The sequence below is a fragment of the Arthrobacter echini genome (genome assembly GCF_004803505.1).
In the GTDB taxonomy this organism is placed as follows: Bacteria; Actinomycetota; Actinomycetes; order Actinomycetales; family Micrococcaceae; genus Arthrobacter_D; species Arthrobacter_D echini.
This window is the reverse complement of record NZ_SSWH01000010.1, coordinates 73,498-97,490: the sequence shown is the minus strand read 5'-3', so window position 1 is coordinate 97,490 and position 23,993 is coordinate 73,498. Positions and strand designations below refer to the sequence as shown.

The 23,993-nt window shown below is 65.1% G+C and carries 23 protein-coding genes; 14 read left to right on the top strand and 9 right to left on the bottom strand.

Annotated features, from left to right (window positions below):
* Positions 1 to 73 precede the first annotated feature (73 nt).
* The 5 genes from E8P82_RS11830 to E8P82_RS11810 form a co-directional block, all read right to left on the bottom strand.
* A complete protein-coding gene (locus tag E8P82_RS11830; RefSeq protein ID WP_246021310.1) occupies positions 74 to 1,822 on the bottom strand; it encodes a MarR family transcriptional regulator in 1,749 nt (582 codons plus the stop codon).
* 268 nt (positions 1,823 to 2,090) lie between these two features.
* Positions 2,091 to 2,330 carry a hypothetical protein gene (locus E8P82_RS11825; RefSeq protein ID WP_136455115.1) on the bottom strand — a complete coding sequence of 80 codons (240 nt, stop codon included), beginning with the start codon at positions 2,328 to 2,330 and terminating at the stop codon, positions 2,091 to 2,093.
* A gap of 333 nt (positions 2,331 to 2,663) precedes the next feature.
* Positions 2,664 to 2,972 (bottom strand): hypothetical protein, encoded by a 309-nt coding sequence (locus E8P82_RS11820; RefSeq protein WP_136455114.1) that lies wholly within the window; start codon positions 2,970 to 2,972, stop codon positions 2,664 to 2,666.
* Between the two features lie 10 nt (positions 2,973 to 2,982).
* Entirely contained in the window at positions 2,983 to 3,753 is a 771-nt protein-coding gene (locus E8P82_RS11815) for a hypothetical protein (protein ID WP_136455112.1), read from the bottom strand.
* The gene (locus E8P82_RS11810) at positions 3,750 to 4,478 is read right to left on the bottom strand and encodes a hypothetical protein (protein ID WP_136455110.1); all 729 of its coding nucleotides are present in this window, start codon (positions 4,476 to 4,478) and stop codon (positions 3,750 to 3,752) included. Before E8P82_RS11810 ends, E8P82_RS11815 begins: the two co-directional genes overlap by 4 nt.
* Positions 4,479 to 4,652: 174 nt before the next feature.
* Between E8P82_RS11810 and E8P82_RS11805 the strand changes: the two genes are divergently transcribed.
* From E8P82_RS11805 to E8P82_RS11745, 13 genes are all read left to right on the top strand, one after another.
* A complete protein-coding gene (locus E8P82_RS11805) occupies positions 4,653 to 5,771 on the top strand; it encodes a transglycosylase SLT domain-containing protein (RefSeq protein WP_136455109.1) in 1,119 nt (372 codons plus the stop codon).
* Entirely contained in the window at positions 5,768 to 6,424 is a 657-nt protein-coding gene (locus tag E8P82_RS11800; RefSeq protein WP_136455107.1) for a hypothetical protein, read from the top strand. Before E8P82_RS11805 ends, E8P82_RS11800 begins: the two co-directional genes overlap by 4 nt.
* Entirely contained in the window at positions 6,421 to 8,001 is a 1,581-nt protein-coding gene (locus E8P82_RS11795; protein WP_136455105.1) for a hypothetical protein, read from the top strand. The genes E8P82_RS11800 and E8P82_RS11795 overlap by 4 nt, the downstream gene beginning before the upstream one ends.
* Complete coding sequence (locus tag E8P82_RS11790; RefSeq protein ID WP_136455104.1) at positions 8,001 to 9,443, top strand: MinD/ParA family ATP-binding protein; 1,443 nt, start codon at positions 8,001 to 8,003, stop codon at positions 9,441 to 9,443. Before E8P82_RS11795 ends, E8P82_RS11790 begins: the two co-directional genes overlap by 1 nt.
* On the top strand, positions 9,440 to 10,048 hold the full coding sequence (locus E8P82_RS11785) for a DUF6668 family protein (protein ID WP_211096868.1): 609 nt from the start codon (positions 9,440 to 9,442) through the stop codon (positions 10,046 to 10,048). Before E8P82_RS11790 ends, E8P82_RS11785 begins: the two co-directional genes overlap by 4 nt.
* Before the next feature lie 14 nt (positions 10,049 to 10,062).
* A complete protein-coding gene (locus E8P82_RS11780; protein ID WP_136455100.1) occupies positions 10,063 to 10,368 on the top strand; it encodes a hypothetical protein in 306 nt (101 codons plus the stop codon).
* Between the two features lie 40 nt (positions 10,369 to 10,408).
* Positions 10,409 to 11,224, top strand: a complete 816-nt coding sequence (locus E8P82_RS11775; protein WP_136455099.1) for a DUF8175 domain-containg protein — start codon at positions 10,409 to 10,411, stop codon at positions 11,222 to 11,224.
* Positions 11,206 to 12,984, top strand: a complete 1,779-nt coding sequence (locus E8P82_RS11770) for a hypothetical protein (RefSeq protein WP_136455097.1) — start codon at positions 11,206 to 11,208, stop codon at positions 12,982 to 12,984. The genes E8P82_RS11775 and E8P82_RS11770 overlap by 19 nt, the downstream gene beginning before the upstream one ends.
* A gap of 5 nt (positions 12,985 to 12,989) precedes the next feature.
* Positions 12,990 to 14,522 carry an SCO6880 family protein gene (locus tag E8P82_RS11765; RefSeq protein WP_136455095.1) on the top strand — a complete coding sequence of 511 codons (1,533 nt, stop codon included), beginning with the start codon at positions 12,990 to 12,992 and terminating at the stop codon, positions 14,520 to 14,522.
* A complete protein-coding gene (locus E8P82_RS11760; protein ID WP_136455093.1) occupies positions 14,522 to 16,063 on the top strand; it encodes a hypothetical protein in 1,542 nt (513 codons plus the stop codon). Before E8P82_RS11765 ends, E8P82_RS11760 begins: the two co-directional genes overlap by 1 nt.
* Positions 16,060 to 17,748: a type IV secretory system conjugative DNA transfer family protein gene (locus E8P82_RS11755; protein ID WP_136455092.1), complete on the top strand. Its 1,689-nt coding sequence runs from the start codon at positions 16,060 to 16,062 to the stop codon at positions 17,746 to 17,748. Before E8P82_RS11760 ends, E8P82_RS11755 begins: the two co-directional genes overlap by 4 nt.
* The gene (locus E8P82_RS11750; protein WP_136455090.1) at positions 17,745 to 18,140 is read left to right on the top strand and encodes a DUF4913 domain-containing protein; all 396 of its coding nucleotides are present in this window, start codon (positions 17,745 to 17,747) and stop codon (positions 18,138 to 18,140) included. Before E8P82_RS11755 ends, E8P82_RS11750 begins: the two co-directional genes overlap by 4 nt.
* A 152-nt stretch (positions 18,141 to 18,292) precedes the next feature.
* A complete protein-coding gene (locus E8P82_RS11745; RefSeq protein ID WP_136455089.1) occupies positions 18,293 to 18,550 on the top strand; it encodes a hypothetical protein in 258 nt (85 codons plus the stop codon).
* A gap of 621 nt (positions 18,551 to 19,171) precedes the next feature.
* On the opposite strand, the gene E8P82_RS11740 is transcribed toward E8P82_RS11745, so the two are convergent.
* The 4 genes from E8P82_RS11740 to E8P82_RS11725 form a co-directional block, all read right to left on the bottom strand.
* A complete protein-coding gene (locus E8P82_RS11740; protein WP_246021309.1) occupies positions 19,172 to 20,638 on the bottom strand; it encodes a plasmid pRiA4b ORF-3 family protein in 1,467 nt (488 codons plus the stop codon).
* Between the two features lie 185 nt (positions 20,639 to 20,823).
* Positions 20,824 to 21,600 carry a hypothetical protein gene (locus E8P82_RS11735; protein WP_136455086.1) on the bottom strand — a complete coding sequence of 259 codons (777 nt, stop codon included), beginning with the start codon at positions 21,598 to 21,600 and terminating at the stop codon, positions 20,824 to 20,826.
* Positions 21,597 to 21,980 carry a hypothetical protein gene (locus E8P82_RS11730; RefSeq protein ID WP_136455084.1) on the bottom strand — a complete coding sequence of 128 codons (384 nt, stop codon included), beginning with the start codon at positions 21,978 to 21,980 and terminating at the stop codon, positions 21,597 to 21,599. The genes E8P82_RS11735 and E8P82_RS11730 overlap by 4 nt, the downstream gene beginning before the upstream one ends.
* 193 nt (positions 21,981 to 22,173) lie before the next feature.
* Entirely contained in the window at positions 22,174 to 22,566 is a 393-nt protein-coding gene (locus E8P82_RS11725) for a hypothetical protein (protein WP_136455082.1), read from the bottom strand.
* Positions 22,567 to 22,832: 266 nt separating this feature from the next.
* Between E8P82_RS11725 and E8P82_RS11720 the strand changes: the two genes are divergently transcribed.
* Positions 22,833 to 23,993 (top strand): tyrosine-type recombinase/integrase, encoded by a 1,161-nt coding sequence (locus E8P82_RS11720; RefSeq protein ID WP_246021316.1) that lies wholly within the window; start codon positions 22,833 to 22,835, stop codon positions 23,991 to 23,993.

Below are 23,993 nucleotides of genomic sequence, written 5' to 3'. Positions count from 1 at the left end.
GCCGAACTTCCGAAGTTCGGACGTAACTCTTGCGCCTGGTACTGCGCATCTTTCGGACTCTGTAATTTCGGCATTAGCCCGCCGACCTGAACGCCAAATCCGCAAGGGATAGGTCGTCGGGCGGCCCCTCGTAGATCTCCCACGGGTAGTCGTCATCGGGGGAGGGGAGCAGCGCATCCGGAGCACGCCCAGCAAGCCATTTCCGCCAGACTGCGCGCTGCGCCCTGTAGAGCTTCACCTGTGCTGCGACGTCCTCGAGGACGCCCAGGCACTCGGCGACCGTGGACAGGCTGGTGGAAGCCTCTATGGTCCATCCTGCACAGCCGCGAGTCGCGAGGTTCCACGCTGCGAGGATCTCGAGGGACTCGCTGACAGTGGTGCGGGAGAGCCTTGTGATGCGGACGAGCTCAGCCGTCGATAGGGGAGTGGCCGATGTCTCCAGTGCCTCGTACACGAATGCGGCAGGGAAGCCGAGCTCCCTGAAGGCAGGCCGGAGGGCGTGCAGCTTGCCCTTCTTCCAGGCCAAGTCCCCGGCACTTTCTTTGAGCGGATCCGGGATGGTGAGCTCGTACTGATCTCCCCGCGTCCCCTTTGCCTTCTCGAGCATGGCGATAAGGGGGTTGGACGCCGATCGAAGCGCGCGCAGATGACCGGCCACAGTGGTGTGATCGAGCCCTGTCGCGACAGCCAATGATCGGACCCCGAACTCGACGACCGATCCCCCGGTCATGTGTGCCGCGGCTCCCAGTGCCCTGAGCACCATCCTTCGTGCGAGGTCAGCCCTGGAAGAACCCATGGTCTGCTCAACCAGCGATGCGGCGTTTCGCCAAGTCCTGATGAATCGATGCTCGGCGGCGGAATCGACGAGCGTGGAATTACCACGGTGTAGTACAGGCGGCTGTGTATTTGGCCGGCTTGTGGGGTTTTTATGGTTACTGCTCTGCCTCGCGGTGTTCGTGGCCTTCGATTTGAGGTGCCGATGTGAAGCAGCGAGGTCGCGCTGAAGTGCTTGGACTCTGTTGCCCGCGCTGTAGCGGGCGTAAAAGGACGCGAGGCCGGGCCAGATTCCCTGGGTCATGCGGCGGTAGATGTCGGTGGCGTTCAGTCCGGCAGCAGCAGCTCCCGTGATGACTGCCTGACGGGCCTCGGAGTTGCTGCCGTAGCGGTTGGCGTCGTACAGCCCTGTGCGCGCGATGCTCTGCATGGCCTGGGACATCCGGGAAGCCGAAGAGACGTTCATCGTGTTCGCTGCCGACGTTTCGAGTACGGGGGCCACCGCTTCGAGGCGGAGGGCCCGGGCAGCCTGGATCTCGTCCCGAAGGTCACGGCGCATCGCCGCCCACACGGTCGAGGCATTGGGCCGGCGTGCGACGTCGTAGGCCATCGACAGGCTCATGGCGAGCTGCTGGTGGCCGCCTGTCTTGTGCCGGCTCCCGGGTACGCGCATGCACCCGTGGAGGAGGTTCTGGTGGGGCGTCCTGTCGAGGCTCGGAAGCCTGTTGCCCAGCGCCTCAACGAGCTCCCGAGCATCGGTAAAGGTCGCTGGGTCGGCCAGCGGCACGTAGACGTGGCGTCCGCCGTTCGGAGAGAAGTCCTCGATCCAGCGGGCGCCGAGGCGGTGCAGCCACTCCTGCAGGACCCGGACGTCAGCTGTGACCTGGGCCAAGCCTCCCTTGGAGGCGTCGAAGTCGAAGAAGAGCGCGCGGCAGGAGCCGTCCTTGCCGAAGACGCGGACAGCTGCGGGCACGGTCGGCAGGGCATCGGTGAGATCCCGCTCGAACTTCTGCGGGTAACTTCGACCGGCGTCTCGCGATAGCCTCACACGGGGCTGACCTGCCAGGAGGGGTGCTAGTGCAGCCCATACGACCGAGGGCTCGTCTTTGACAAGCGACACGCCCGAACTCTGTAAGTCTGGCAGGGCCCAGTCATGCTGGGGTAAAGTGATGGTATTCCTCCTGAAGGAATGACAGAGGTCCGCTCCTCCCAAGGGAAAAGGCGTTTGTTGGACTTACTTCCTGATCAGCCGGCAAGCAAACACAGGTTGTGAGTCGAAGTCTTCGAAGGCCCGCCTATGGCGGGCCTTCTCTTCGTTAAGAGGCGAGGCGGCCGATAGGCAGAGCCTCCTGCTGGTTGGTCTTGGGGAGGTCGGTGTGCTGGATGCGATCTTCGACAACGGAGGCTACCCAGTCGCTGACGTGCTCAAAGCCTTCAGCGGATGCAATCTCCCGCACCGTGTTGGCCTTCTCCGTCGCCAAGCGAAAGCCAATGAGCTTGCGGTCACCCTTGTGCCTGCGGCCAGGTCCAACTCGACCGTCTGCTGTCACAGCCATGATTACCACTGTCCTTTGAATCTGCTGGCCCCAGGGGCCTTCGCTTCGTGATCAGTTCCAGATGTCCAGCGACCTTGCGGTCTCAATTCTCGCGTGAGCGAAAACAGTTTTCTTTCCGGACACTCCGAACCTAACACCACGGTCAGTGACCACGAAGCATTATGGCAAAACTGTTTCTGTGTCGTGTTGCGGTCGCCCTGCGGGGGCGAGTCGTGAGTGGCCGTGTCTTGGGGCACGCTCCCTTTCTGCCGGTGGGCTGCATCTGGCTTCCTAACGATCGAAGGACTGTACCAATATGGCACAGTCCTTCGATCCACAGCAATCAGAACATTTTTAGCTCTTCCATGCCCACTGGATCAGCTTCGCTTTAGCGTCCTCTGCGGGGATGTCGATCGACGTGGAGTGGAAGGCTTCTCCGAACATGGTCCTGACTGACTTCGCGGTGCGGAAGTACTGGCCGTGCTTGTCGATGCGTCGGGCGGAGACGCCGAGGTAGCGGGCCGTCTGCCGGCGGTTCATCCCTGCTTCGATGCAGATTTTCACTGCGCGGAAGATGACGGCGTGGGCCGCCTCATTCTCCGGGTTGGCCTTGGTCAGGATCCGCTCTACAGCCTGCTTTGCCTCTGGTGGTGTTTGACTCACGTTCCACTCCTCACTTGATCGACAGGCCGATGTCTAGCGTCTTGCGTGCCAGCCGGTGCCTCCTGGCGATGGCGAAGACCCACAGTCCAAGAACGACGCAGGCCGTCGATACGTGCGTGACCAGCTCGAAGATATAGAACGCTTCGGGTCCCGCGTGTAGTTCCAGCGGGTAGGCGAGGGCGCGTGCAATCGAGAATATGAAACCGGCGAAGATCAACCTCGAGGCAAGACGCCCGAGGCGTAGGGGGTTCCTGCGGCCATCACGTAAAAGCGGCAGCAGCAACGGCGCCAGTACGTAGGCGGTGTAGGCGAGGACAATCCACTCGTTCAGTTCCACCGCGCGCTGACCTTGGTACATCTCCAAGCGGGGTGACGCCTCGGGGGTGTCCGCCACGAGAAGCGTGAAGAGCACCCCCGAGGCCGCGATCACGCCCACCAGCAGACCGCGCTTTCCAATGATCCAGGTGGTAGCCGTTTCTGAGCCGTAGGCGACGGCTAGGTGCACGCCGAGGACCCCTACAGCGGTCATAGCGCAGCATTTGGCGATGAAGTCGGTGCCGTTGGAGATAGGCACGATGGCTTCCAGCACGTGATAGACGCCCGGCAGGGAAAACACGTAAGCGGCAGTCAGCAGCACTCCCATGAGAGCCAGCCGGCCACTGGGTCGCAGCAGTGCCCGCGCCCCTTCGGGTGTGCGCTTGGAGGTCATGCGGTGGAACGTTAGTCCGCCGAGGAAGATCAACATGAAGCCGACTGAAATGACGTAGATGCTTTCGTTCATCCGATCAGATCCGTGAGTTTCTCCGCGTATTCGAGGGCTTCCTTGCGCTGCCGAAGGCGGCGCTGGAGGAGGTTGAGCCGTTGTTGGATGAGTTCGACCAGGTCCTCGTTCTTCATCACCATCAGGGCCGTCTCCCGAATGTCCACGGGCCAGTCGCCCTCTTCCATGGTGATGAGTCCGACGACGACAAGCCCCGCAACCATCGACGTCCCGCTGACCCGGGCAGCGGTGACCGCCTGGATGGGGGTGAGCTTGTTATCGGAAAGCTGGCTGAACAGGTAGGTGATCGCCGTTCCCGTCTTTTCGGCCACGTCGTGCCGGACGTCGCCGGTGTCGATGGCGTCGATCCACGCTCGATGAGAACCATCGTGGGGGAAGCCGATTTTAACCTGGTCGTTCCGGGGGAACAGGTCTTCGTGGAAGCGGTGCTGCAGCTCGACCATGAGGTCGGCATGGTAGACCTGACTGAGGACTTCTGCGGCTGTTGGTGTGCGGGGCCGGCTGTCGAGGTCTTCGTAATCCTTGAAGTCCGCCAATGCCGTGATCGGGTCGATACCGACGCCTCGGGCCACCCCTACAACGGTCGTCTCGGGGACGCTGCCACGCCGGATCTGGTTGCCCACGGTCACGCGATGCAGTCCGGTCACGCGGCCCAGCTCGCTCGCTGATGTGGTGATGCCGCGTCGTTCAAGCCATTGCTTGAAGTCAGAACCAGAAACAGCCACGGCACCTCCTTCAAGAGAGCACTAGATGCGCACGGCATACACGTCTAGCCATGATGTCAAAAACTAAGCTATTCTAATTAATAAGGAATTGGCATCAGCCTTCTTCCTCACCGTTCCAATTTTAGCGGGCGCGCCCTCACCAGTCTGTGCCCACAACACCCAGGGGAGGTAGTCGTGGACGAAGACGAGAAGCGTGGAGCGTCACCGCTTCTGGCCCTGGTGATTCTTGTACCTCTGCTGGCTGGCCTGCCCGTTGTGGGCATTGCGGGTGCTGCGATCCTCATGCAGAAAGAGGAGAAGCCCGCTGCGTGTGTCGTCTCGGCAGTCGGTGAAACCGTCGGTGACGTTACCTCGACGCCGGCGATCCCGAATGGGTGGTCAGACCTCGTCGAGGGTGCGGCAGCGACGGCGGGCCTCCCGGTGAGCGTGGTGGCGGCCCAGCTGAAGCAGGAATCGGGTTGGCACGAGACCGCGCGGAGTTCTGCGGGGGCGCAAGGGGTGGCCCAGTTCATGCCCGGTACTTGGGCCATGTACGGAAAGGGTGGGGACTCGTTGTCGGCTGAGGACGCGATCCCTGCCTACGGCCGCTACATGTCGGCCTTGAAGTCCGAGGTTGAGCCGCTGGCGGGCGGGGATCCCGACCTGCTGGTGCAGCTGACCTTGGCTGCCTACAACGCTGGCTCGGGTGCTGTCCAGGAAGCCAAGGGTGTCCCGCCGTTTGCGGAGACCGAGCAGTACGTGGAGAAGATCCTGGACACCGGTCAGGGCGAGTTCGCCGCGGACTGTGCGGCCCCTGCCGGTGCGGCGGCTTGGGACGGTGACCTGGGGGACGGGGAGTGGACGAATCCTCTGCCCGGGGGTGTGTTCACCTCCGGCTACGGGCACCGCAATGTCCCAGGCCTACCCGCCTGGGCGCAGGACCACGTCGGCGTGGACCTGTCTACCCCAGGCTCGGGGTCCGGGAGCGGGGGACCGGTGATCGCCCCGACCGCGCTGCGCATCACCGGGTTCAACAATCCGGACGGGTGCGCGATCGCCAAGGAGGCCGGGCCCGACCCGGATTTCGGGTTCGCGTTCTGCCACATGAACTCCTACAACGTGATCTTGGGGGACGTGCTCAAGCGCGGGGATGTCATCGGTACGGAAGGGAACCGGGCCAGTCTGGGCGCGGTCGCCACGCACCTGCATGTCGAGATCTACAAGCCCGAGGCCCCGGAGGTCGTCTACCCGTATCAGGGCTGGAACCTGGACCCGGAGCCGATCCTGAAGCAGAAAGGAGCGTGGGTACGATGACCCGCCGCTCACACACCAACCTGTACCGGGCCGCCGCTCTGGCGGCCTCGATGATCGCTCTGACCAGCTGCGCCGCCGACGTGCCGACCTCCGAGAGCGATGTCGCGCCTATCTCCGCGCCGACCACCATCTACGAAGGCTCCTACACCTCGGCCCCTGCCGAGGAGATTCTGGGCGGCAACACGTTCGCCTCCCCGGAGGACGCCGACCGGTCCGACGTCGACTCGACCGCCCGGGTCGCGGCGCTGATGCTGCATTCGTGGGACACGACGGTGGACCGCACCGAAACGGCGGCCGCGGTGCGCGCCATGCCGCTGATGAGCGATGAGTGGGCGGCGCATCAGGTCGAGCCTGAGCGCAACGCGAGTCAGGGCGAATGGTTAGAACCAGCCGTGCACGGTGCCTACAGCGTGCCCCGGGCGGTTCCGGCGATCGGTGACGCCGCGCAGGACATCGATGAGGACAAGGCGATCCGGGTCCTGGATGTGACGTGGCGGTGGGTAGCCCGTGACGAGACGCCGCTGGAGGGCGGCGGTCACCGGCAGGTGAGCGTGTACCTCGAGAAGACGGACAGCCGGTGGGACGTCGTCGGGCACCAGACCCGCGACATGACCGCCTCGATGCCCGGCTCGATGACGGGGGAGGGTAAGTGAGCCCGGCAGTGCATTCCTGGCCCGTCATCCGCCTCACCATCGGGGAGGGCGAAATCGTCGCGGACGCGAACGGCGACGTCCTGACCTACCCGGTGCTCGATGAGGCGTCCGCAGCCGACGTCGCGGCCGACGCAGCAGCGGAAGCGTGCCGCCGTCTGGGTCTGACCGCGTGCCGGGTGCAAGGGCTCACCGAGGACGGCGAGGTCTACGAAATGGTCGTCGACGCCGAACTGGGCACCCTCGAGGAACGAGAGAACACCACTTCCACCGGCACTGCCGGCGGCACGGGTGCTGGTGCTGCCCGTACTGGGTCGACGACGGCCCGCCGTCGTACCCCTGCGCGCCGGAAGGCTGTGCTGTGGGGGAGTGCAGGGGTCCTGGCGGCAACGGTCGGTTTCAGCGCCTTCTCCACACTGCAGGACAGCACGGCCGAGCCGGTGGCGACGGTCTTCACGCCGCCTCCGGCGCAGCTGCCGGTGCCTGCTCCTGCCGGGTGGGATACCTACGGTGACTGGACGACGCCGATGACAGGCTCGACCGTTCGAGCGGTCCTGGACCCTTCGGGGCAGCCGGTGAGCGTGGACGGCTCGAAGCTGATCGGTCATGATCCTCGGACGGGTGTGGAGCGGTGGACGCGTACCGCACCGTTCACGGTCGCGCAGCTGGCCCTGTTCACCCTCGATGGGCAGTCAAGGGTCGCGGCCGCCGCCGCCCGGGAGCTGGTGCTGTTCGGCGACGGGGCGGACCCGATCCGCGTCGACGTCCCGAAGGACGGCTCGATCGTCCTGGACGGCGGTACGGCTCCGCGGGTGGACCTGCCGAACAAGCGGACACTGATCGTCGCAGCCGACGGCAGTACTTCGGTGCGGGTGGTCCCGGCGGCCGCGGAACCCATCGAAGCCCTCGGCGATGATCTGGTGGCAGCGGACACTCGCTCGGGCCGGATCTGGCGCGTGACGCAGGATTCGGCGGCCCTGCCAGCTCCGGCGAAGCTGCCTGCACCCTCGGCAGGGGCGGAACTGGTCACGGTCCTCGGATCCGTGAACGGGACGGTCGTCGCGGCATGGAAGACCAACAACAACACCACTACCACCATCGGCTTCTACGCCCTTGGGGATGCCGCCGATGCGACGGAGACGACCCAGGTCGGCATCGTCGACGTCGAAGGAACCGATATCGCCACCTCCGATATCCAGGTGGACCGGGAGAACGGCCTGCTGATGGCCGGCACCCTGCTGGTCGACGTCGATGCGAAGCAGGCCCACCGCCTGCCCGGGGCCGGGAAGCTCGCCGCCGGGTACGCCTGGGTCACCACCAACACCGAGCAGCTGCGGATCAACGCCCACGGCGTCACCGAAACCACGACCGACACCGCCCGGGCAGCGATCCCCGACGTCATCACCGACGACGGCAAGGCAATCACCCGGGCCGAAGGATCCCCTACCGACCTGCTGTATGCGCTCACGCAGGTCGCACCCCGACCCACAGCAACACCCACCCCGACCTCAGCCCTCACCTCTGACCCGACTTCTGCCCCGAGCCCCACCTCGACTGTTTCCCCGAAGGAGAACCCCTGATGAGAATGACCGCTGTCATCGACCCGGCCGGCACCCTCGAGCTTGACATGGGAGGCGAGAGAACCACCGCCGGCTACCCGTCGGTCATGGACGCCCGCCGCTCCGTCATGAGCACCGCGACCGACCTCGCGACCGAGACGAGCACCGCCACCGAACTGCACATCGAGGACCCGTCCGGCTCCCGCACGATCCTCGTCCAGACCGACGGCGCCGTCATCGAGCATGACGCCGTCGGTGAGCCGGCGGACAGCGGGCCAGTACAGCCCGCCGAAGCAGCCGAACCTGCGCCGTCCCCCGTCACGCCAGAAGAGCCGACCGCGCCGGAGGCCACGGTGGAGTTCACGGCGGAAGCAGCAGCACCTGTTGCCACTCCCGTTCCCGATCCTGCTCCCATTCCTGTTTCCGCTTCCGTGGCCACGGAAGCGACGGCACCAGAAACGGTCGCTGCATCAGCTGTGGCGCCCGCAGTGATCCCGGTAGGGGCACCGGCTGAGACGGTGGGACCGCTGCCGACCCGCAGGACGGCGATGCCGTCGTTCGTCGACCGGCCCGACGCCGACTCACCCGCTCAGGTCGGGGTCCGTGGTGTGCTGAATCAGTTCGGGTTGAAGCTCGCGGCCTCGCCAGGTGAGTTGGAGCAGCGCCGGGATGAGAAGACTGTCTCTCAGCATTGGGCCGGGCCCCGCACGATCACGGTCCTGAATCCCAAGGGCGGGGCGGGTAAGACGCCGACGGTGATCTGCCTGTCCGCTGTATTTGCTCGCCTCGGCGGCTCCGGTGTCCTGGCGTGGGACAACAACAACTCTCTCGGCTCGCTGGGCTGGCGGACGTTCGACGCCGGTCATGAGGCGACGGTGGTCGACCTCCTCGAGCAGACCGACTACTTCATGACCGCCGGCGCGCGTGCCGGGGATCTGGCGTCCTACGTCCACCACCAGCCCTCGGATCAGTACGACGTCCTTCGCTCCGATGACCGGTCGGGGGCGAAGAAGCGGCACGAGGTCACCGGCGACGAGGTCCACCGCCTCTACTCTGTGGCTGCGAAGTATTACCGGCTGATCCTCATGGACTCGGGCAACACCGAACGCGGGGATAACTGGGAGGCCATGATCGGGCACTCCGACCAGGTCGTGATTCCGGTGAAGTCCGTCGACGACGCCGCCGAAGGCGCGTCCCGGGTTCTCAGCGCCCTGCGGGCGGGCGACGAGCACGCGCAGTCGCTGGCGGACCGCGCCGTGGTGATCGTCCTTGGGTGTACCCCGTCCCACGGGCCGGCGAAGCTGAACGAGCTCGCTGAGTCTTTCCGCCCGTTCGTGAAGTCTGTCGTCACGGTGCCCTACGATCCATCGCTGATCGAGGGCAGGATCCGGTTCTCCTCGATGCTCCCGCAGACCCGCCGCGCCTGGCTCCGGGCAGCCGCGCAGATCGCGGAGGGACTGTGACCGTGACCCCGCAGCGCAATCCCTTCGTCAACGAACCGGAGGTGACACCGCAGGAAGACCCGATCGACGATGACCCGATCCTCGGGCAGCGCGAATCGCTGAGGGGCCCGCGGAACATTCAGCAGAGCCTCGCCGCCGAGCCTGTCGAGGAAACCGCACCAGCAGCCCCTGTAGCGGTGACCAGCGCGACCCTGTGGCTGGTCGGTGCCTCCGGTGGCGTTGGCACCAGCACCCTCGCGGGCCTGTGCTCGGAGAACGTCGTCGATGAATCCGAGCGGCGCCCTACCTACGCAGGCCGGGCCCTGCTGGTCTGCTCGACCAGTGCGTCCTCGCTCGAGGCCGCACAGCAGCTGGCCCGTAAGTCCGCGTCCGGGCAGCTGCCCTATGAACTGGTCGGCCTCGTGATCGTCTACGACCGGCCCAAGAACCGGTTGACGAAGCCGACCCTGGACTTCGCGCGCGGGGTTGCGCGGATGTTCCCGGTCGCCATGACAGCACCGTATGCACCCTCGTGGCGCGAAGTTGGTGTCAGCCCACAAGCTTCCGGGACACGGCTGAAAAGTGTGCTCCGGAAAATCGAAAAGATCGCCCGCTCCGGGCACTGAGAAAAGGAACTCCCATGTTCGGAAACACTCTGGCAGCACACACCCTGACCACCATCAACGCGCTCACCCCACCTCGTGAAGGATCGCTCTCGGCACAGACGTTCACCCCCACGCAGCCTCCCGGCACCGAGGGCCTGACCACCGTCATCAACTGGATTCTCTGGGGCGCAGCACTCGTCCTGTTCGTGTTCTTCATCTTCGGCCTCGTCTCGGCCGGTAGGAACCGCCGACAGGGCAACGAGATCGAGGCATCCATCTGGCCCATGGCCGCCGCCTGCCTACTGGGCGCTTCGGGCGCAGTGTGGACTGCAATCACCTGAGCAACACCAGAAACCCATTTGATCGAGAGAAGGACAGACGATGAGCACACAGGACACCACCCAGGAACCGAAGGCCCGCCCGAAGTGGTTCGGCGCTGCCGCGATGCTGCTGGCCCTGGTACTGGTCGGCCTCCTCGCATGGGGTGTGCGGGTATTGATCTTCCCCAGTAACGACGAACCGGCAGCAGACCCACCCACCGCTGCAACACAGACAGCACCATCGTCCGCCTCCGCGTCCGCGTCCGCGACGGCAGCAGCCGTCGCCGACGCGAACACAGCGTGGGACTGCCAGGTGGACCTCAACAACGACGACGCATCTGTGGCTGACAGTGCCCCCACCGTTGAGGAATGGGTGGCGGGCGGATACAACGTGATCCCGTTCTCGGAGTTCGGAGGATGCCAGAAGCAGCCCTCCGGGCTGAGGGTCGGGTACCCGCACACTGAGACCGGATCGCTCATGGCGGCTGCCACCTACTCCGTCGCACTCGATCCTTCTGTCAGTAATGAAGCAGCGCAGGACCTCGAAGTGGCGGTAGCGGAAGGATCCAACCGGGTCCTCTTAGGAGAGCGAGCACAGCGCATCCGGGACGGGCTCGAGCAGAGCGAAGACACCTCTGCCATAACTCGCCTGACTCTGCTGGGCTACATCCAGAACAGCTACACCGATGACGCAGCGTCCTACCGGCTGATCTACTCGGCCCCCGATGCCTCCGGTCTCGAACAGACACTCATCGCGCAGGTCGATCTGGTCTGGGAGGACGGCGACTGGAAGCTCGATCCAGCCTCCGGCACCGAATTGGTAACCGGCAGTCGCTATCAAGGCCAGCCATACGTCCAGTGGGGACCCAAGCAGTGATCGGCTGGGCTGGAGACCTCCTAGAAGGTGTTGCGGGCAGCGCGATCCAGAAGCTGATCCAGTTCCTCGCGAGCTGGGTGGTGCAGGTCCTGACGGAGATGATCAACTTCGTCGGTACGTGGTGGTTGAAGATCGGCGCACCGGATATGGGCTCAGGGTCCGCTACCGACCGCATCCAGCAGTCGACGCTGGTCTTCGTTGGCATGGCCGGTGTCATCGGGACCGCGTTCGCGCTCATCAAGCTCGCCCGGGACCAGGACCGCGCCTCGACCGAGAACCTGGTCATGGGCATGGTCCGCACCGTCCTCACCACGGCCTTGGCCGTGCCGATGGTGGGCCTGCTGTTTGGGGTGACCGACGTCGTCGCGCCGTGGCTGGTGAGGACCATTTCGGGGTCCGCGCAGGAGGACGGGCTCGGGTCCGCGATGGGTTTGGAAGCCCTCGCGGGAACCACGATGACCATGCAGCTCGCCGGCATCATCCTGTTCGTCGCACCCCTTGCCCTGCTCGGGGCGATCATCAACGCGGTCATCGTGATCTTCTCCTACGGTGCGGCAATCGCCTTGTGCGGGGTCTTGCCGATCTTCGCTGCCGCGTCGCAGACCGAGCGGGGCCGGAAGTCCTTCGACAAGGCCGTGGGCTGGCTGGCGGCCGTCGTCCTCTTCAAGCCCGCCGCGGCGATCCTGTACGGGGCGGGACTGGCACTCCTGAAAGGCATTAACGGGACCGCGGACAACGAGCTCGGGAACACCGCGATTGGTCTGATCACCGGGCTCGTCATCATCTGCAGCGCCTGCGTAGCGATGCCGGCACTCGCGAAGGTCTTGGTCCCTGCCGTTAGCGCCGGACCGCAGGGCATGGGAGCCTCCGGCCTGGCCATGGTCGGCGGGGCCGTCGCCCTCGGAGCGATCACCGGAGGGGTCGGAGCTGCAGCCGGGGCCGCAGCTACAGGTAGCGGTGGAAGTGCCGCCGCATTTACCGGTGGAGGAGCCGCGGCAACGACCGCGGCAAGTGCTTCCGAAGCAGCCGGTGCTGCGGGGACAGCTGGCGGAGCAGCCACAGGAACGTCCGGGGGCACTTCTGCCCTGTCGGGTAGCGCCGGAACAGGCAGCGAAGCTACCGGAGCCACCAGTAGTGGTGGTGGCACGGCGGGTAGTACTGGCGGCGGAGCCGGTAGCTCTGGTTCGACAGGGACAGAACAAAGGCCGGAGCAGCCGCCCACACCGGGAGCAGCTGCAGGCAGTATATCATCCGCCGGACATGGTGGCAGCACCGGTGCTGCCTCTGGTGGTCCCACGGGTGCCGAGCAACGCCCGGATCGGTCCGGGGCAGAGTCGTCCCCGGTCAGTGATGCCGGTACTGGCGCAGGCACTTTTGGCAGCGGTGCCAGTGGTACTGGCGGTAACAGCGGGTCCGGCTCGGATGGGCCGATGGGTGCCCAACCTCAGGCAGAGCGGGTCGGCGCACCGACGGAAGCACCGGCCGATCCAGCAGGGGGTACCTCAGGAAACGCGTCGACGGCTGGTGGACCATCCGGGGCAGAGCCCACGGCCGGTTCTGCTGAGCTGCCGAAAGCACCGCCGCTGTCGGACGGCGAGATTCAAGGCGGCACATCAGCGTCCCCTACAGCCGAGGGTTTCCGGTCCGGCGCGCCATCCGGGGCGGACAAGTCAGCGATGACGAAACAACGGGTCGAGTTCGGCTTAAGGGAAGCAGCAAGGGACATGGATCGCGCAGTGGAAAGTGGGGATGACAGTTGAGCTCAGTGAGTACGGATCAGACAATCGTCCGGCAGTACGGCAACATCGCAGAAGACCGGACGGCGGGTCTGATGGGGTTCTCGATGGCCTCGACCGTCGTTCTGGGCGCGGGCGCCATTGGGGTGTTCATCGCGATCATGGCCGCCCAGATTTGGGTGGCCGTCGGCATCGCCCTGGTCGCGTTCGTCGCCGCCACGATCCTCGGCTCGAAGGACCGCAACAATCGGTCCAAGCCTGAGCGGTGGCTGGCGCGCAGCATGCACTCCAAGGCCACGAAGGCCGGGAAGACCGTCTACAAGTCCGGGCCCGTCTCGCAGATCCCGGACGGTTCATTCCGGGCTCCTGGCCTGTTGGCCGCGACCGAGCTGATCGACTTCCAGGACCTGTTCGGCAACGAGGGTGTCATGCTGTGGCACCCGAAACTAAGGACCGGCACCGTCTTCTTCTCCACGAACTCCTCAGGCCTGGGCCTGCTGGATCAGGACCGGGTGAACCGGCTTGTCGGGTCGTGGGCTGCGTTCCAGCGTGACGCCGGTTCCAACGCACGGGTCGAGCAGATTTCGGTGACGACGCAGTCGACGACCGATCCGGGTGAACGCCTGCCGGACGCCATCGCGGTGGCGCGGCAGCAGGCCGGGTCCCATGAGGTGCCCGCCTTCGCACGTCAGGTGATGGATGACGTGGTGAACAACCTCAACCTCGACGTGCCCAAGCTCGAGCAGTGGGTGGCGCTGACGTTCAGCGGCAAGGCCAACGACGGGGACCGGGCGCCGGAGCGCTCCGCTGCGGAGCTGGTGGCCGATGTGACGTCGCTCCTGCAGGGCTTCAAGGAAGAACTCGAGGACGTCGGCGCGGGAAGCGTGTCCCTCATGCGGGCCGCTGACCTCACCGACCAGACGTTCGTCGCGTTCAATCCGCACGCCGCGGCCGCCGTTGAGCGCGCCCGTCTCTCCGGTACCGGGACCGGCCTGGGCTGGCACGAGGTGGGACCCTCTGCCGCGAGGATGATCGGGTACCCGGGCAGGTACGACCACGCCGGGGTGGCGAGTAAGTCGTGGCAGATGTTCCGGCCGCCGGCCGGGACGTTCCGCGAGAACGCCCTGGTGGCCCTGCTGGGCCCTGATGCGAGCATGCTGCAAAAGCGCGTCACCGTGTTCTACCGCCCTCAGCCGCCGGAGAAGTCCGCGCAGCAGGTCGCCCAAGCGCTCACCAACGCCCAGTTCGCCACGAACCAGAAGGGTCGGCGTCCGACCAGCTCGCAGATCATCGCCCTCGAGAAGGCACGCAAGGCCGAGCGGGAGCAAGCAGAAGGGGCCGCGCTGGTCCGGTTCGCGATCGGTGTCACCGCGACGGTCGAGACACCGGAGCAGCTCCAAGCCGTGGAAGCGAAGATCATGCGCAACGCGACCACCGGCATCCAGATCCGCATGAGGTCGTGTGACTACAACGACGACGCCGCGTTCTCCTTCAACCTCGGGCTCGGGCTCGTGCCAGAGCACCTGGCCACCATCTCCTCCGACGTCAGGAAGGCCCTCTAATGTCCGCCTTCGACCAACTCATCGACAAGGTCATGGACCGGTTCCTGGGCCGCTCCGAGACAGCAGCCGCAGTTACTGCTGCGTCGTTCCCGCAGCTCACGGAGAAGGGCATGCGGGTCCGCGAGGGCGGCATGGTGACGTGGGTCGAACCGCCACCGGAGTTCACCGCCACCTCGAACCAGACCGCGGGCCTGTGGCCGTTCTGCGTCGGCACGTCCTCGCCGCTGGTCGGTGCGGTCCTGGGCCGGAACCTCCTCAACAGTTCCGTGGTGTGCGGGGACCCGATCAGCCTGTTCCTGCACGGCATCATCTCCTCACCGTCTGGGTTCATCCTGGGCCTGAACGGGCGGGGGAAGTCCTCGGTCGCCGTCCGTATGGCGTTGGCCCTGATCGATCAGGGGTTCCTGATCCTCGTGGCAGGGGACCTCAAACCTGACTTCGCCGGCGTGATCCTGGAGACCAAGGGTCAGGTCGTGCAGGTCGCCCCCGGTGTCGGGGCGATCAACCCGCTCGATGCCGGTCCGCTCTGGCGGGAACTCGAACGCCTTCCGGCCCCGATGCAACGGCAGATGCGCGCCGAGATCCACGCCCGTCGCCTGATGACCCTCACCGGGCTCATCGAACTGGTCTTCAAGGAACCCCTCGATGCGAAGAAGCAGGAACAGACGGTGCTATCCATGGGTATCGCCATGGCCGCCGAAAAGGCCGAAGCTGAGGGCCGGCAGCCTTTGGTCGGCGACGTCGTCGCCGCGATCAAGTCCGCGCCACCTCAGATCCAGTCGGCGCTGCTCATCGAGGAGTCCGCCGAGTACCTGCCGCAGGTCAAGAACCTCCTCGCCGGCTTGAACGCCCTCGGGGAGCACGGACCGTTCGGTGATGTGTTCTGCCAGCAGACCACGAAGGAGATGAAGATCGACGCTTGCGTGGACTTCGATATTTCCCTCATCGACGAGTCCCAGCTGACGCTCCGCGCCGCGGTGCAGACGGTGTGCTGGTCCTACGGGCAGGCCGGCATCTCGGCCGCGAAAACCCTGGCCGATGCTGGGCTGATGGAGGAACGCCATCACCTGATGATCATGGACGAGCTGTGGCAGTCCCTGCGCGCGAGCGAGCTGCTGGTGCATCAGATCGACTCGATCACCCGCCTGAACCGGACCAAGGGCCTGGGTCAGCTGATGATCACGCACTCGATGAAGGACCTGCAGCTGTCCACGGACGAGCTGACGAAAATCGCGACCGGCTTCGTGGAACGCTCCTCCGTGAAGATCCTCGGTGGGCTGGCGCAGAACGAGATGGGCCTGCTGGAAACGGTGTTCCCCGTCTCCGAGCGGGAGAAGGCGATGCTGGTCGGATGGTCGGCCGAAGGGTCGATGAACCCCAACACCAATCAGGTATCCCCGCCCCCCGGGCGGGGACGGTTCATGCTGAAAACCGGGTCCGAACCCGGAGTGCCGTTCCGGGTGAACCTCACCGCCGGGGAACACCGCGCCCACAACACGAACCAGGCATGGGCTGCCGCCCAAGCCAAGATCAACCGATGAGGAACGAGGAGAACGGCCCCATCATCGCGTTCTCGTCCGTGGCTTTAGCGGCGTTCGTCGCGGTCGCCCTGATCCACCTCGCCGGAGCCTTCACTCCGGTTCCCACGGAGCTGTCGTGGAACCCGATCATCCTGGCGATTGGTCTTGCCACAGGGGATCCGTGGCCGGCGGCCGCGTCCTGGTTGCTCGGCGCGGAAGCGGTCGTGGTCATCGCGGCCTTCGCGTGGTGGAGCACCCGGCCTGTGTCCAGGACCGCCGAGGCGTCCCGTCGGATGAGTCCTGGCGGGAAGATGCGCCCGGCAATGGTGGACGCCCGCCTTACCGAAGCGGCCCGGCTCCACCCGGAGGCAGGCGACATCGGCCCAGGGCTGACAATCGGGTACGCCGGTGACTCCGGCACAAAAGCAGTGATCCAGGGCTGGCGTGAGTGCTCGACCCATGTGTGGGGGACCGGGCGGGGTAAGACCACGACACAGGTCGTCCGCCACGCACTGGAGGCCCCGGGTGCGTACATCATGACCAGTAATAAGGTCGACGGCGTCGCAGAAGTCCTGGCCGCCCGCTCCGAGACCGGAACGGTGTGGCTGTTCGACCCGCAACGGATCTGGCGCAACAGCCACCGGCCCGCGATGGTCTTCAACCCGCTCACGGTCGTCACGGACACGGTGAGCGCAGGCGAGGTCGCCTCGATCTTCGAAACCTCCTCGGCTCCCAGCGCCGGTCAGGGCAAGGGAGATGCCCAGTTCGACTCCCAAGGCCGCGACTTCCTTGCCTGGTGCCTCCTCGCCGCCGCCAAGAGTGACGGCACCATGAAGGACGTGCTGCGATGGGTATCGTCGGCGGACTTCATGGAACCCGCCGAGGTGCTAGAACGGGCCGGGCATAAAGGTCCAGCGTCGGCGTTGAAGGGGATGAGCGCCCAGCCGGAGGACACCCGCGGGTCCGTGGCCGCCAGCGCCCAGCGCATGGCCTCGGCCCTCGTGCACGACGAGCTCGTGGCCTGGTCGACGCCGACACCTGGGGTGCCGGTGTTCGACCCGACCCGGTTCGTGACCAGCAAAGACACCCTCATCCTGCTCTCCCAGGACGCAGCCGGCTCCGGGGCCGCGTTCGTGTCCACCCTGGTCTATGCGGTGTTCACCGCCGCCCAGCAGGCCGCACGCCGCGCCGGCGGCCGCCTGCCGGTGCCGTTGGTCGCTGACCTGGACGAGGTCGGGAACGTCGTCCAACTCAAGCAGCTACCCGAGTGGTATTCGTTCTTCGGGTCCATGGGCATCGTCGTCAGCGCGTATTTCCAGACCCGCGGGCAGGGCATGGCGATGCTCGAACGCACCGGGTGGGACACGCTCTGGTCCGCGGCCGCGATCAAGGTCTACGGCGGCGGGTCCGACGACACACAATTCCTCGAATCCCTATCCAAGACCATCGGGCAGTACGACGCGAAAGTCCGCAGCTCCTCGACCTCGAGGAACGGCTCCTCCCGATCCGTGCAAACCCAGCGGCGCGACATCATGCCTGTCTCCGAGCTCTCCGAGCTCCCGGCCAACCGGGCATGGGTGAAGACCTCCAACGGCGGAGGGGCCATCATCCGTACCGTGCCCTGGTTCCGCGACAGGACGATTAACGCCCGCATCGGGGAAACCGTCGACCGCATCAAAGGTCAGCACTCAGGGACGCCGTCATGACCGAAACCGCCAATAGTTCCTTAGGTGGTACCGAACCTAACGGTCAGGACGATGGAGAGGACCTGGCTTACACCCCGGAGGATCTCGTGGACTGGGTGGAAAGCCTTGTCGCGATCCTTGAGTCGGTCGACCGGTCACAGAACCAGTACTGGTGCTTCCAGTGGTGGAACCACCCTGAAGCCGTCGACAGGCTCCGCGCCCTGTATGAGCAATGGCTAGGGGCCCAAGCAGAGGGTGGAATGTCGTCCTGGTGGATCGACCACTTCGACCGCCACGCCACGATCCTATTCGCCAAACGCGGCCCCTTCGGCGAATGCGGCACCACACATACCGAGAAAACTGCCCGACGCATCCTCGGTACTGAACAACCCCCTATGAACTGGTCCTGGTAGCTTCGCTAAAAAGATCTGACGAGTTCAGGTGAGGGCCCCGTGCCCGGTCGATACGAGCCCTGCTTCGGCCTGACACCGAGAGTGTCGCCACCCCGCCTTAAGATCGATTCAGCGGCTGGAAGAGCCGCCTCATCGAGCAGGGGGCATCAGGCATGGAGGGTTTCAAGTTCAGCGGTAACTTCGAGCGCGAGGTCAATCGTGCTGTGCAGGGCGGAGTGAAAAAGGTCGCGGCAGAATACCAGCGGATGTTCGACGGGATGCTGCGCACCTATAAGGGCCGTCCCGTATCGACGATCAAACCGATCCTGCGCCGAAACTGGCAGAAAATCGGCGGTGACATCACTGATCCTGAACTGACTACCTATGCCCAACACATCAGTGACGGCACAAAGATCCAGATGAAGATGTAGACCCTTAAACCTGAGCCTGTCCGGTTCGTCGGAAGTTATCGTTCTATCCGCTTGAGGATTATCACAGCCTCGCGCGCCTACATTGAGCACCATGGGGAGGTGCACCGAGGATCGATGCGGCACAGATACACAGAAGTACTGATTCCCTGCGGCGCCCCCGGAATGCACCAGGACCTGTCTCGCAATTACTTCAGAGCTGACGCTGGTGGTCGAGAAGTGATTGTCCAACGGGCTGTTGGACAATCACGTGCAACGATCCGGCGCACGTCAGCTCGGGCTTGAGCTCAGCTCCATTGCAGATCGAGGAGCTGGAGAGCGCGGATCAGTTCAGGCTCCGTACCGGTGAAGGAGTGATGCTCTGCGTCGGTAATGCACGTCGGCATTGGGCCGTCCTCGGGTCTTTCGAAGACAGCCCACAGGGTGAGGTCATCGCGATGCCTGGAGCTGAAGTGGACACCACTGACATCAGTGTTTTCATACAGCCACGTCGCGACGCTCTGGGTGAGCCGCCGTGGACGAGCATCCTTCAGGGCGGAACGGAGTACCCCGAAGTTGTGAACGTCAGTCTGGGGTACAGGTCCCGGCCCTGAAGGATCGGATCCTCGATGGGTTCTGGGGTGGTTAGGGGTGGAGGGCTGCGCGGACGAAGGTGCATCCTTGCGGGGTGACCGTGCTTGTTGTCCGTCCGTAGCCTGTGTGAATGCCTAGGCTTCGGAGCGCCTCCCGGGATTCGCTGAGCAGTCCGTGGACGTCTCCGGCCTCTAGTTCGGTGCCTGCGCGGGTCCGCCAACCGAGGGCGCCGAGCCCGAAGGCGACGGCATCGAGGCAGTCATCCCAGTCGGCGTGTATTCCGACGGCGATCTCGATGAGCAGCAGGACGGTCGCATCCCGCTCCGCGTCATGCCGAGTCCGATTTGTCAGGGCGTGGGCGAGGAAGTGCCACAGCCCGACGGGATCCTCGAGCAGCCGCTTGGCGGCAGCTCCAAGGACGAGCCGGCCTTTGATCCTGCGGATCAGTCGCAGGCGTTGTGCGCTCTTGCGCAGCCGGAGGATAGGCAGGGTCTGGTCCTCACGGTTGGCCCTACCGGGCCAGTGCTCAGCCCAGCCGAGCTCGACCATTGCCTGATGGACCACCGCGGGCGGAAGCCAGCCGGCGGCGGTGAGATTCAGGCCGTCGAGGCCGATCCGGCGGATAAGCCAGGAATAGGGGGCGGTCATCGCTTCGGCGAAGCCCGCGTCCACCAGCGCGGGCTCATCCAGGTCCGCGGTGTTCAGGTAAGACCGAAACTCGCGGCGCATCCCAGCAGGCAACCGATCGGTGATGTCCTGGACCAGTGGTTGGCGCTCTGCCCCGGGCTGGTCGTCGGTCTCACCGACCGTGTTACCGACGGTGTCGCTGACGGTGAATAGTCGTGTCAGTTCGGTGTTCACGCCATCGGCGTCCAGTTGGTCGGGGGCGAAGTCCTGCCACGGTCCGGCTGTCCAGGCGACCCATGCTGTCAGGTCGTCGTGGTCGTCGTGGCCGGGGTCCGTGAGGGCGTCGAGTAGTTTGTGGTAGCCATCGATGCCGCCGGAGTCCTCCAGCGGTGCACGGCGTGCCCCGTCCACGAGCCGCGCCCGCGGGGCGCCGGCGGGCGCGGGAAGGGCCTCGATGAGATCGAGGCGGTGGGTCCAGCTGTCACCGAAGTCGTATTCGTAGAACACGGGCCCGGACCCGGGGGTGAGAACCGCGCCGATAGTGAAGTCCCGCTCCGGCAGCGCCCCGTCGCTGTCCTCGAGCAGGTCCTGGGACACCCAGCGCCGGGATGCCGGCGAGATCCCGTTGACGGGCCGCACCCGCTGATAGGGGTCCGTGTCGGTAAAGGAATGCAGATGCGCGTCCCGCCAGCCGACGGCCACCTGGAGGACCTCGTGCACCCTGTCCAGGGTCAGGGAGGCATCGAGGTCCAGGAGCCGCCAGATCGCAGGCTCGCTGCCCTCGAGGGAGACCATCACCCGCAGGATCATCGGCCGCGGCTCTTCGGGTACGGAGCTCATCATCACGCCACCATCCTGCCAGCCCACCACCTCCAGGGAGTCAGCGTGCACCTCCGGTCACGTCCAGTTCCGAGGCGTCATGCCCCGAGTCACGCCGACAACACGCGGGAAATTCTCCTGAGAGCGTCAGCTGAACCGGTGATGATTCCGTTGACGTGAGGTCGTCAGGTTCTACTCCTGGCGGTGGGCGGGTCGGTCAGGGCGTGTTCGGAGGTGGGGTTGTGGGCGAGGGCTGATCAGCGCGATTTTATGTCGTGTCGGGAGAGAGCGAAGGCATAGGCGGGATCGTTCTCCGGGATCTCCACACCTGTGCTCGCGGCGACGGGGTCGTCGTTGAGGCCTATGTCGGCGCGGCGAAGCCAGAACGCCCAGCAGTACCCGGAGCCGGTGTCGGTTGCGCCGTGCTTCGAGAGGAACCTGATCCCCATGGGGTAGGACCCGTCGTCGAGAACCTGATCCTTGATCCAGGCCGCAAGGACGGTCGTGATCTCCCGTCGGCCGCTGGTGACCTCGGACAGCGTGAGGGTTTCCTCGACGTCGATCTCGTACAGGAGGCTGCTCAACGCGCCGTTCAGTGCGTGCATCGTATCTGCGTGGGCGATGTCCACCCATAAGCCGGGTTCGAAGGTGAGCTCGAAGAGCAGCCGCCCATCACGCCAGTTGGCCGGGATCCACCCCGGCGCCATATGGCCGTTGGCATGCCATTGCTCCTGCACCTCGTGCCGGATGGTGTCGACGGGCGCGCCGAAGAACGCCGCAGTTTTCTCGAGGTAGGAGGCGTGGGCGGCTCTCATGCGCGCCCATGAGAGAGCTTCGAGGAAAGCCGTCTTCTTGTCCTCGGCCGCGTAGATCGTCCGCCCCGGCGTGTCGAACCGGTACCAAGCGGAACGATCGCTGCTGAGCAGCCCACGCTCCTGGGGATTCAGGGGCCCGTAGGACTCTTTCGCGACGCGATACGCCTGGGTGGGCCCGCTGACCAGGGCGAGTCCGGTCGTGCGGCAGGTCCGCCTCAACCGGTGAACCCATCGTCGATCATCGCGCTGGCGGCGGCCGCGATCTCCTTGAACCGGTCGTCCCGGATCGCGTCGATCGGCGAGTCGTGATCCAGCCATGGGTTCGCACCGATGAACCAGAGCCGTGCCACATGCTCTCCCTCGGCCTCGGAGACGACGAGCCACTGCGCGTAGGCGAACTGCAGGCGTTTCACGGCCACCTGATGGGGAGTAGGGCCATCCTGCTGAGCCCATTTGTAGCTGATCTTCCGGTCCTTGCTCCCTGCCAGAGCTGCCACAAGCGTCGCGCCCAGGGCGGCGTTGAGGCGACGGACGATTTCCCGGATACCCAGGCGGGCGGTGCGGGCGTGGGCCGAGCCCGTGGTGGTCGCAATGCTCATGACGTCGAACTCCTCACTAATAACACCCAAATCTACTCCTTGAACCTCGATAAAGCGACCAAAAATCTACCAAATCTCGTGAAGGGAATCGGTTGTCAGTGGCGTACGGCTAGCGTTCCACCCCAGGGGTGAAGCCGATCCGCCAAACCACTGGAGCTGTGGTGATCGTCGGCAGTGTTCAGGGTGGCTCGGGCTAGCCGGCGGCTGCGAAGGCGCGGGCCGTGGCCAATACTGCTGGTCCGGCGTCCTCGAGCCGCCCTTCACGCAGCAGTCGCGCCGGCGGCACGTCATCGAGCTGGGGGTTCATGCCCATGAACCAGGCCTGAACGACGGGTGCCGTCTCATGCTGATGCAGCAACGCTGCTACATGGTAGGCATCGCGTAGGCGTTGCATGACCTCCGCAGACGGTTTGCGCTCACCATCGGCCCACTGCCGGACAGCACGGGTCTCCTTCACGGACCCCAGATAGGCCACCAATTTGGCGCCCAGGATTTCCCGTAGCTCATACACGAGCCGGTCCTCCCGAAGTCGGATCGAGTCCCGGTGGGCCTGAAGGTCAGTGGGTGCTCCCGTAACAGCTGCCATGCGCTCAGCATCTCATGAATGAACTCGAGAATCCACGCCTAGATCACACTCTCGATCACACCCTGAATCACCGATAATTTACCTTATGTCAACCAGAGCCTGGCATGTTCGCATCAGGTGCGTATTGGCCGGTTCCCTCGACCTCCGCGCTGCCGCGGGTTTCGGAGGGCCGGGTTGCCGGCCAGTCGGCGCTGCCTTGACGCGTGGGTAATGCATTAGACCAGCGGGAATGGCTTGTGACTGGGGCGTTTACGGCGTGCTTGACGGTGTTCGCGGTTAATGCGAATATTTCGCGCATCATGCGAAGTGTCATTGAGGTGGGTCCGGGGTCGGTGCCCGTTCACTTGCAGGGTGCCGTCGCGGTGCTCAATGAGGAGGAAACGGTCTGGGAGGCGATGCTCAGCGGGTGGCGGGCGCAGCAGTTCGCCCGGAATTTGGCGCCGTCGACGGTTGATCGCCGACGGGAGTTGGTGACGCGGTTTCGCGTCTGCGCTGACGCTTATCCGTGGTCGTGGACGGTCGGCGCGGTGGACGAGTTCTTCCTCGAGTTGCGCGCGGTCGGGGGCGCCGCGCAGTCCACGATTCTGGGTTATCAGGGCGCGCTGCGGATGTTCCTCGAGTACGTCTGTGATCCGCGCTACGGCTGGGTCGAGCAGTGCTGGCAGCGTTTCGGGGATCATCCGGCGCAGGTGTTCCACGAGTGGAATACCGCTCGTCACGCGCAGAACGGGATAGCGCAGCCAGGCAAGCGCCCCTACACCCGCGATGAGCTGCAGGACCTGTTCGACTGCGCCGACGAGCGTGTCGTCCGGATCCGCCAGAAGGGTAGCAAAGGCTGGGTTACCGCGTTCCGAACCGCGACGATGATGAAGGCTGCCTACGCCTGGGGCCTGCGCCGCAACGAGGTCCGCTCCCTTGATCTCGTCGACTGCGCTTCGAACCCGGCGGCACGGCAGTTCGGCGATTTCGGGATCATCTACGTCCGCTTCGGGAAGGCAATGCGCGGATCCCCGCCGAAACGACGCAGTGTGTTGAGCTTGCCCGAGATGGACTGGTCGACCGAGATCATGCGGCAGTGGGTTGAGGAGGTCCGCCCGTTAATCGCCCGCCCGAGGGCGAGTTGTCTTTGGCCCTCGGAGCGCGGCGGCATGATCACCGCCGATGCGGTCAGCCGGGCATTCAATGAGGTCAAGCGAGAGGCCGGTCTGGATGACGAGCTCGATTTCCACTCGCTGCGACGCTCCTATGTCACGCACCTGCTCGAGGACGGTTACGACGCGTTCTTCATCCAGCAACAGGTAGGCCACGAGCACGCATCCACGACGTCGATCTACACCGGCGTCTCCCCCGACTATCGCGCCCGCGTCGTCAGCGATGCGATCGCTCGAATGGCCACGACGATGATTCCCACCGCAGCGAAGGACTGA

Bases quoted from the DNA above. Each gene is read 5' to 3' on its own strand.
- E8P82_RS11825 (WP_136455115.1), bottom strand. From the start codon at position 2,330: ATGGCTGTGACAGCAGACGGTCGAGTTGGACCTGGCCGCAGGCACAAG.
- E8P82_RS11815 (WP_136455112.1), bottom strand. From the start codon at position 3,753: ATGAACGAAAGCATCTACGTCATTTCAGTCGGCTTCATGTTGATCTTC.
- E8P82_RS11800 (WP_136455107.1), top strand. From the start codon at position 5,768: ATGACCCGCCGCTCACACACCAACCTGTACCGGGCCGCCGCTCTGGCG.
- E8P82_RS11790 (WP_136455104.1), top strand. From the start codon at position 8,001: ATGAGAATGACCGCTGTCATCGACCCGGCCGGCACCCTCGAGCTTGAC.
- E8P82_RS11780 (WP_136455100.1), top strand. From the start codon at position 10,063: ATGTTCGGAAACACTCTGGCAGCACACACCCTGACCACCATCAACGCG.
- E8P82_RS11775 (WP_136455099.1), top strand. From the start codon at position 10,409: ATGAGCACACAGGACACCACCCAGGAACCGAAGGCCCGCCCGAAGTGG.
- E8P82_RS11760 (WP_136455093.1), top strand. From the start codon at position 14,522: ATGTCCGCCTTCGACCAACTCATCGACAAGGTCATGGACCGGTTCCTG.
- E8P82_RS11755 (WP_136455092.1), top strand. From the start codon at position 16,060: ATGAGGAACGAGGAGAACGGCCCCATCATCGCGTTCTCGTCCGTGGCT.
- E8P82_RS11750 (WP_136455090.1), top strand. From the start codon at position 17,745: ATGACCGAAACCGCCAATAGTTCCTTAGGTGGTACCGAACCTAACGGT.
- E8P82_RS11745 (WP_136455089.1), top strand. From the start codon at position 18,293: ATGGAGGGTTTCAAGTTCAGCGGTAACTTCGAGCGCGAGGTCAATCGT.
- E8P82_RS11730 (WP_136455084.1), bottom strand. From the start codon at position 21,980: ATGAGCATTGCGACCACCACGGGCTCGGCCCACGCCCGCACCGCCCGC.
- E8P82_RS11725 (WP_136455082.1), bottom strand. From the start codon at position 22,566: ATGGCAGCTGTTACGGGAGCACCCACTGACCTTCAGGCCCACCGGGAC.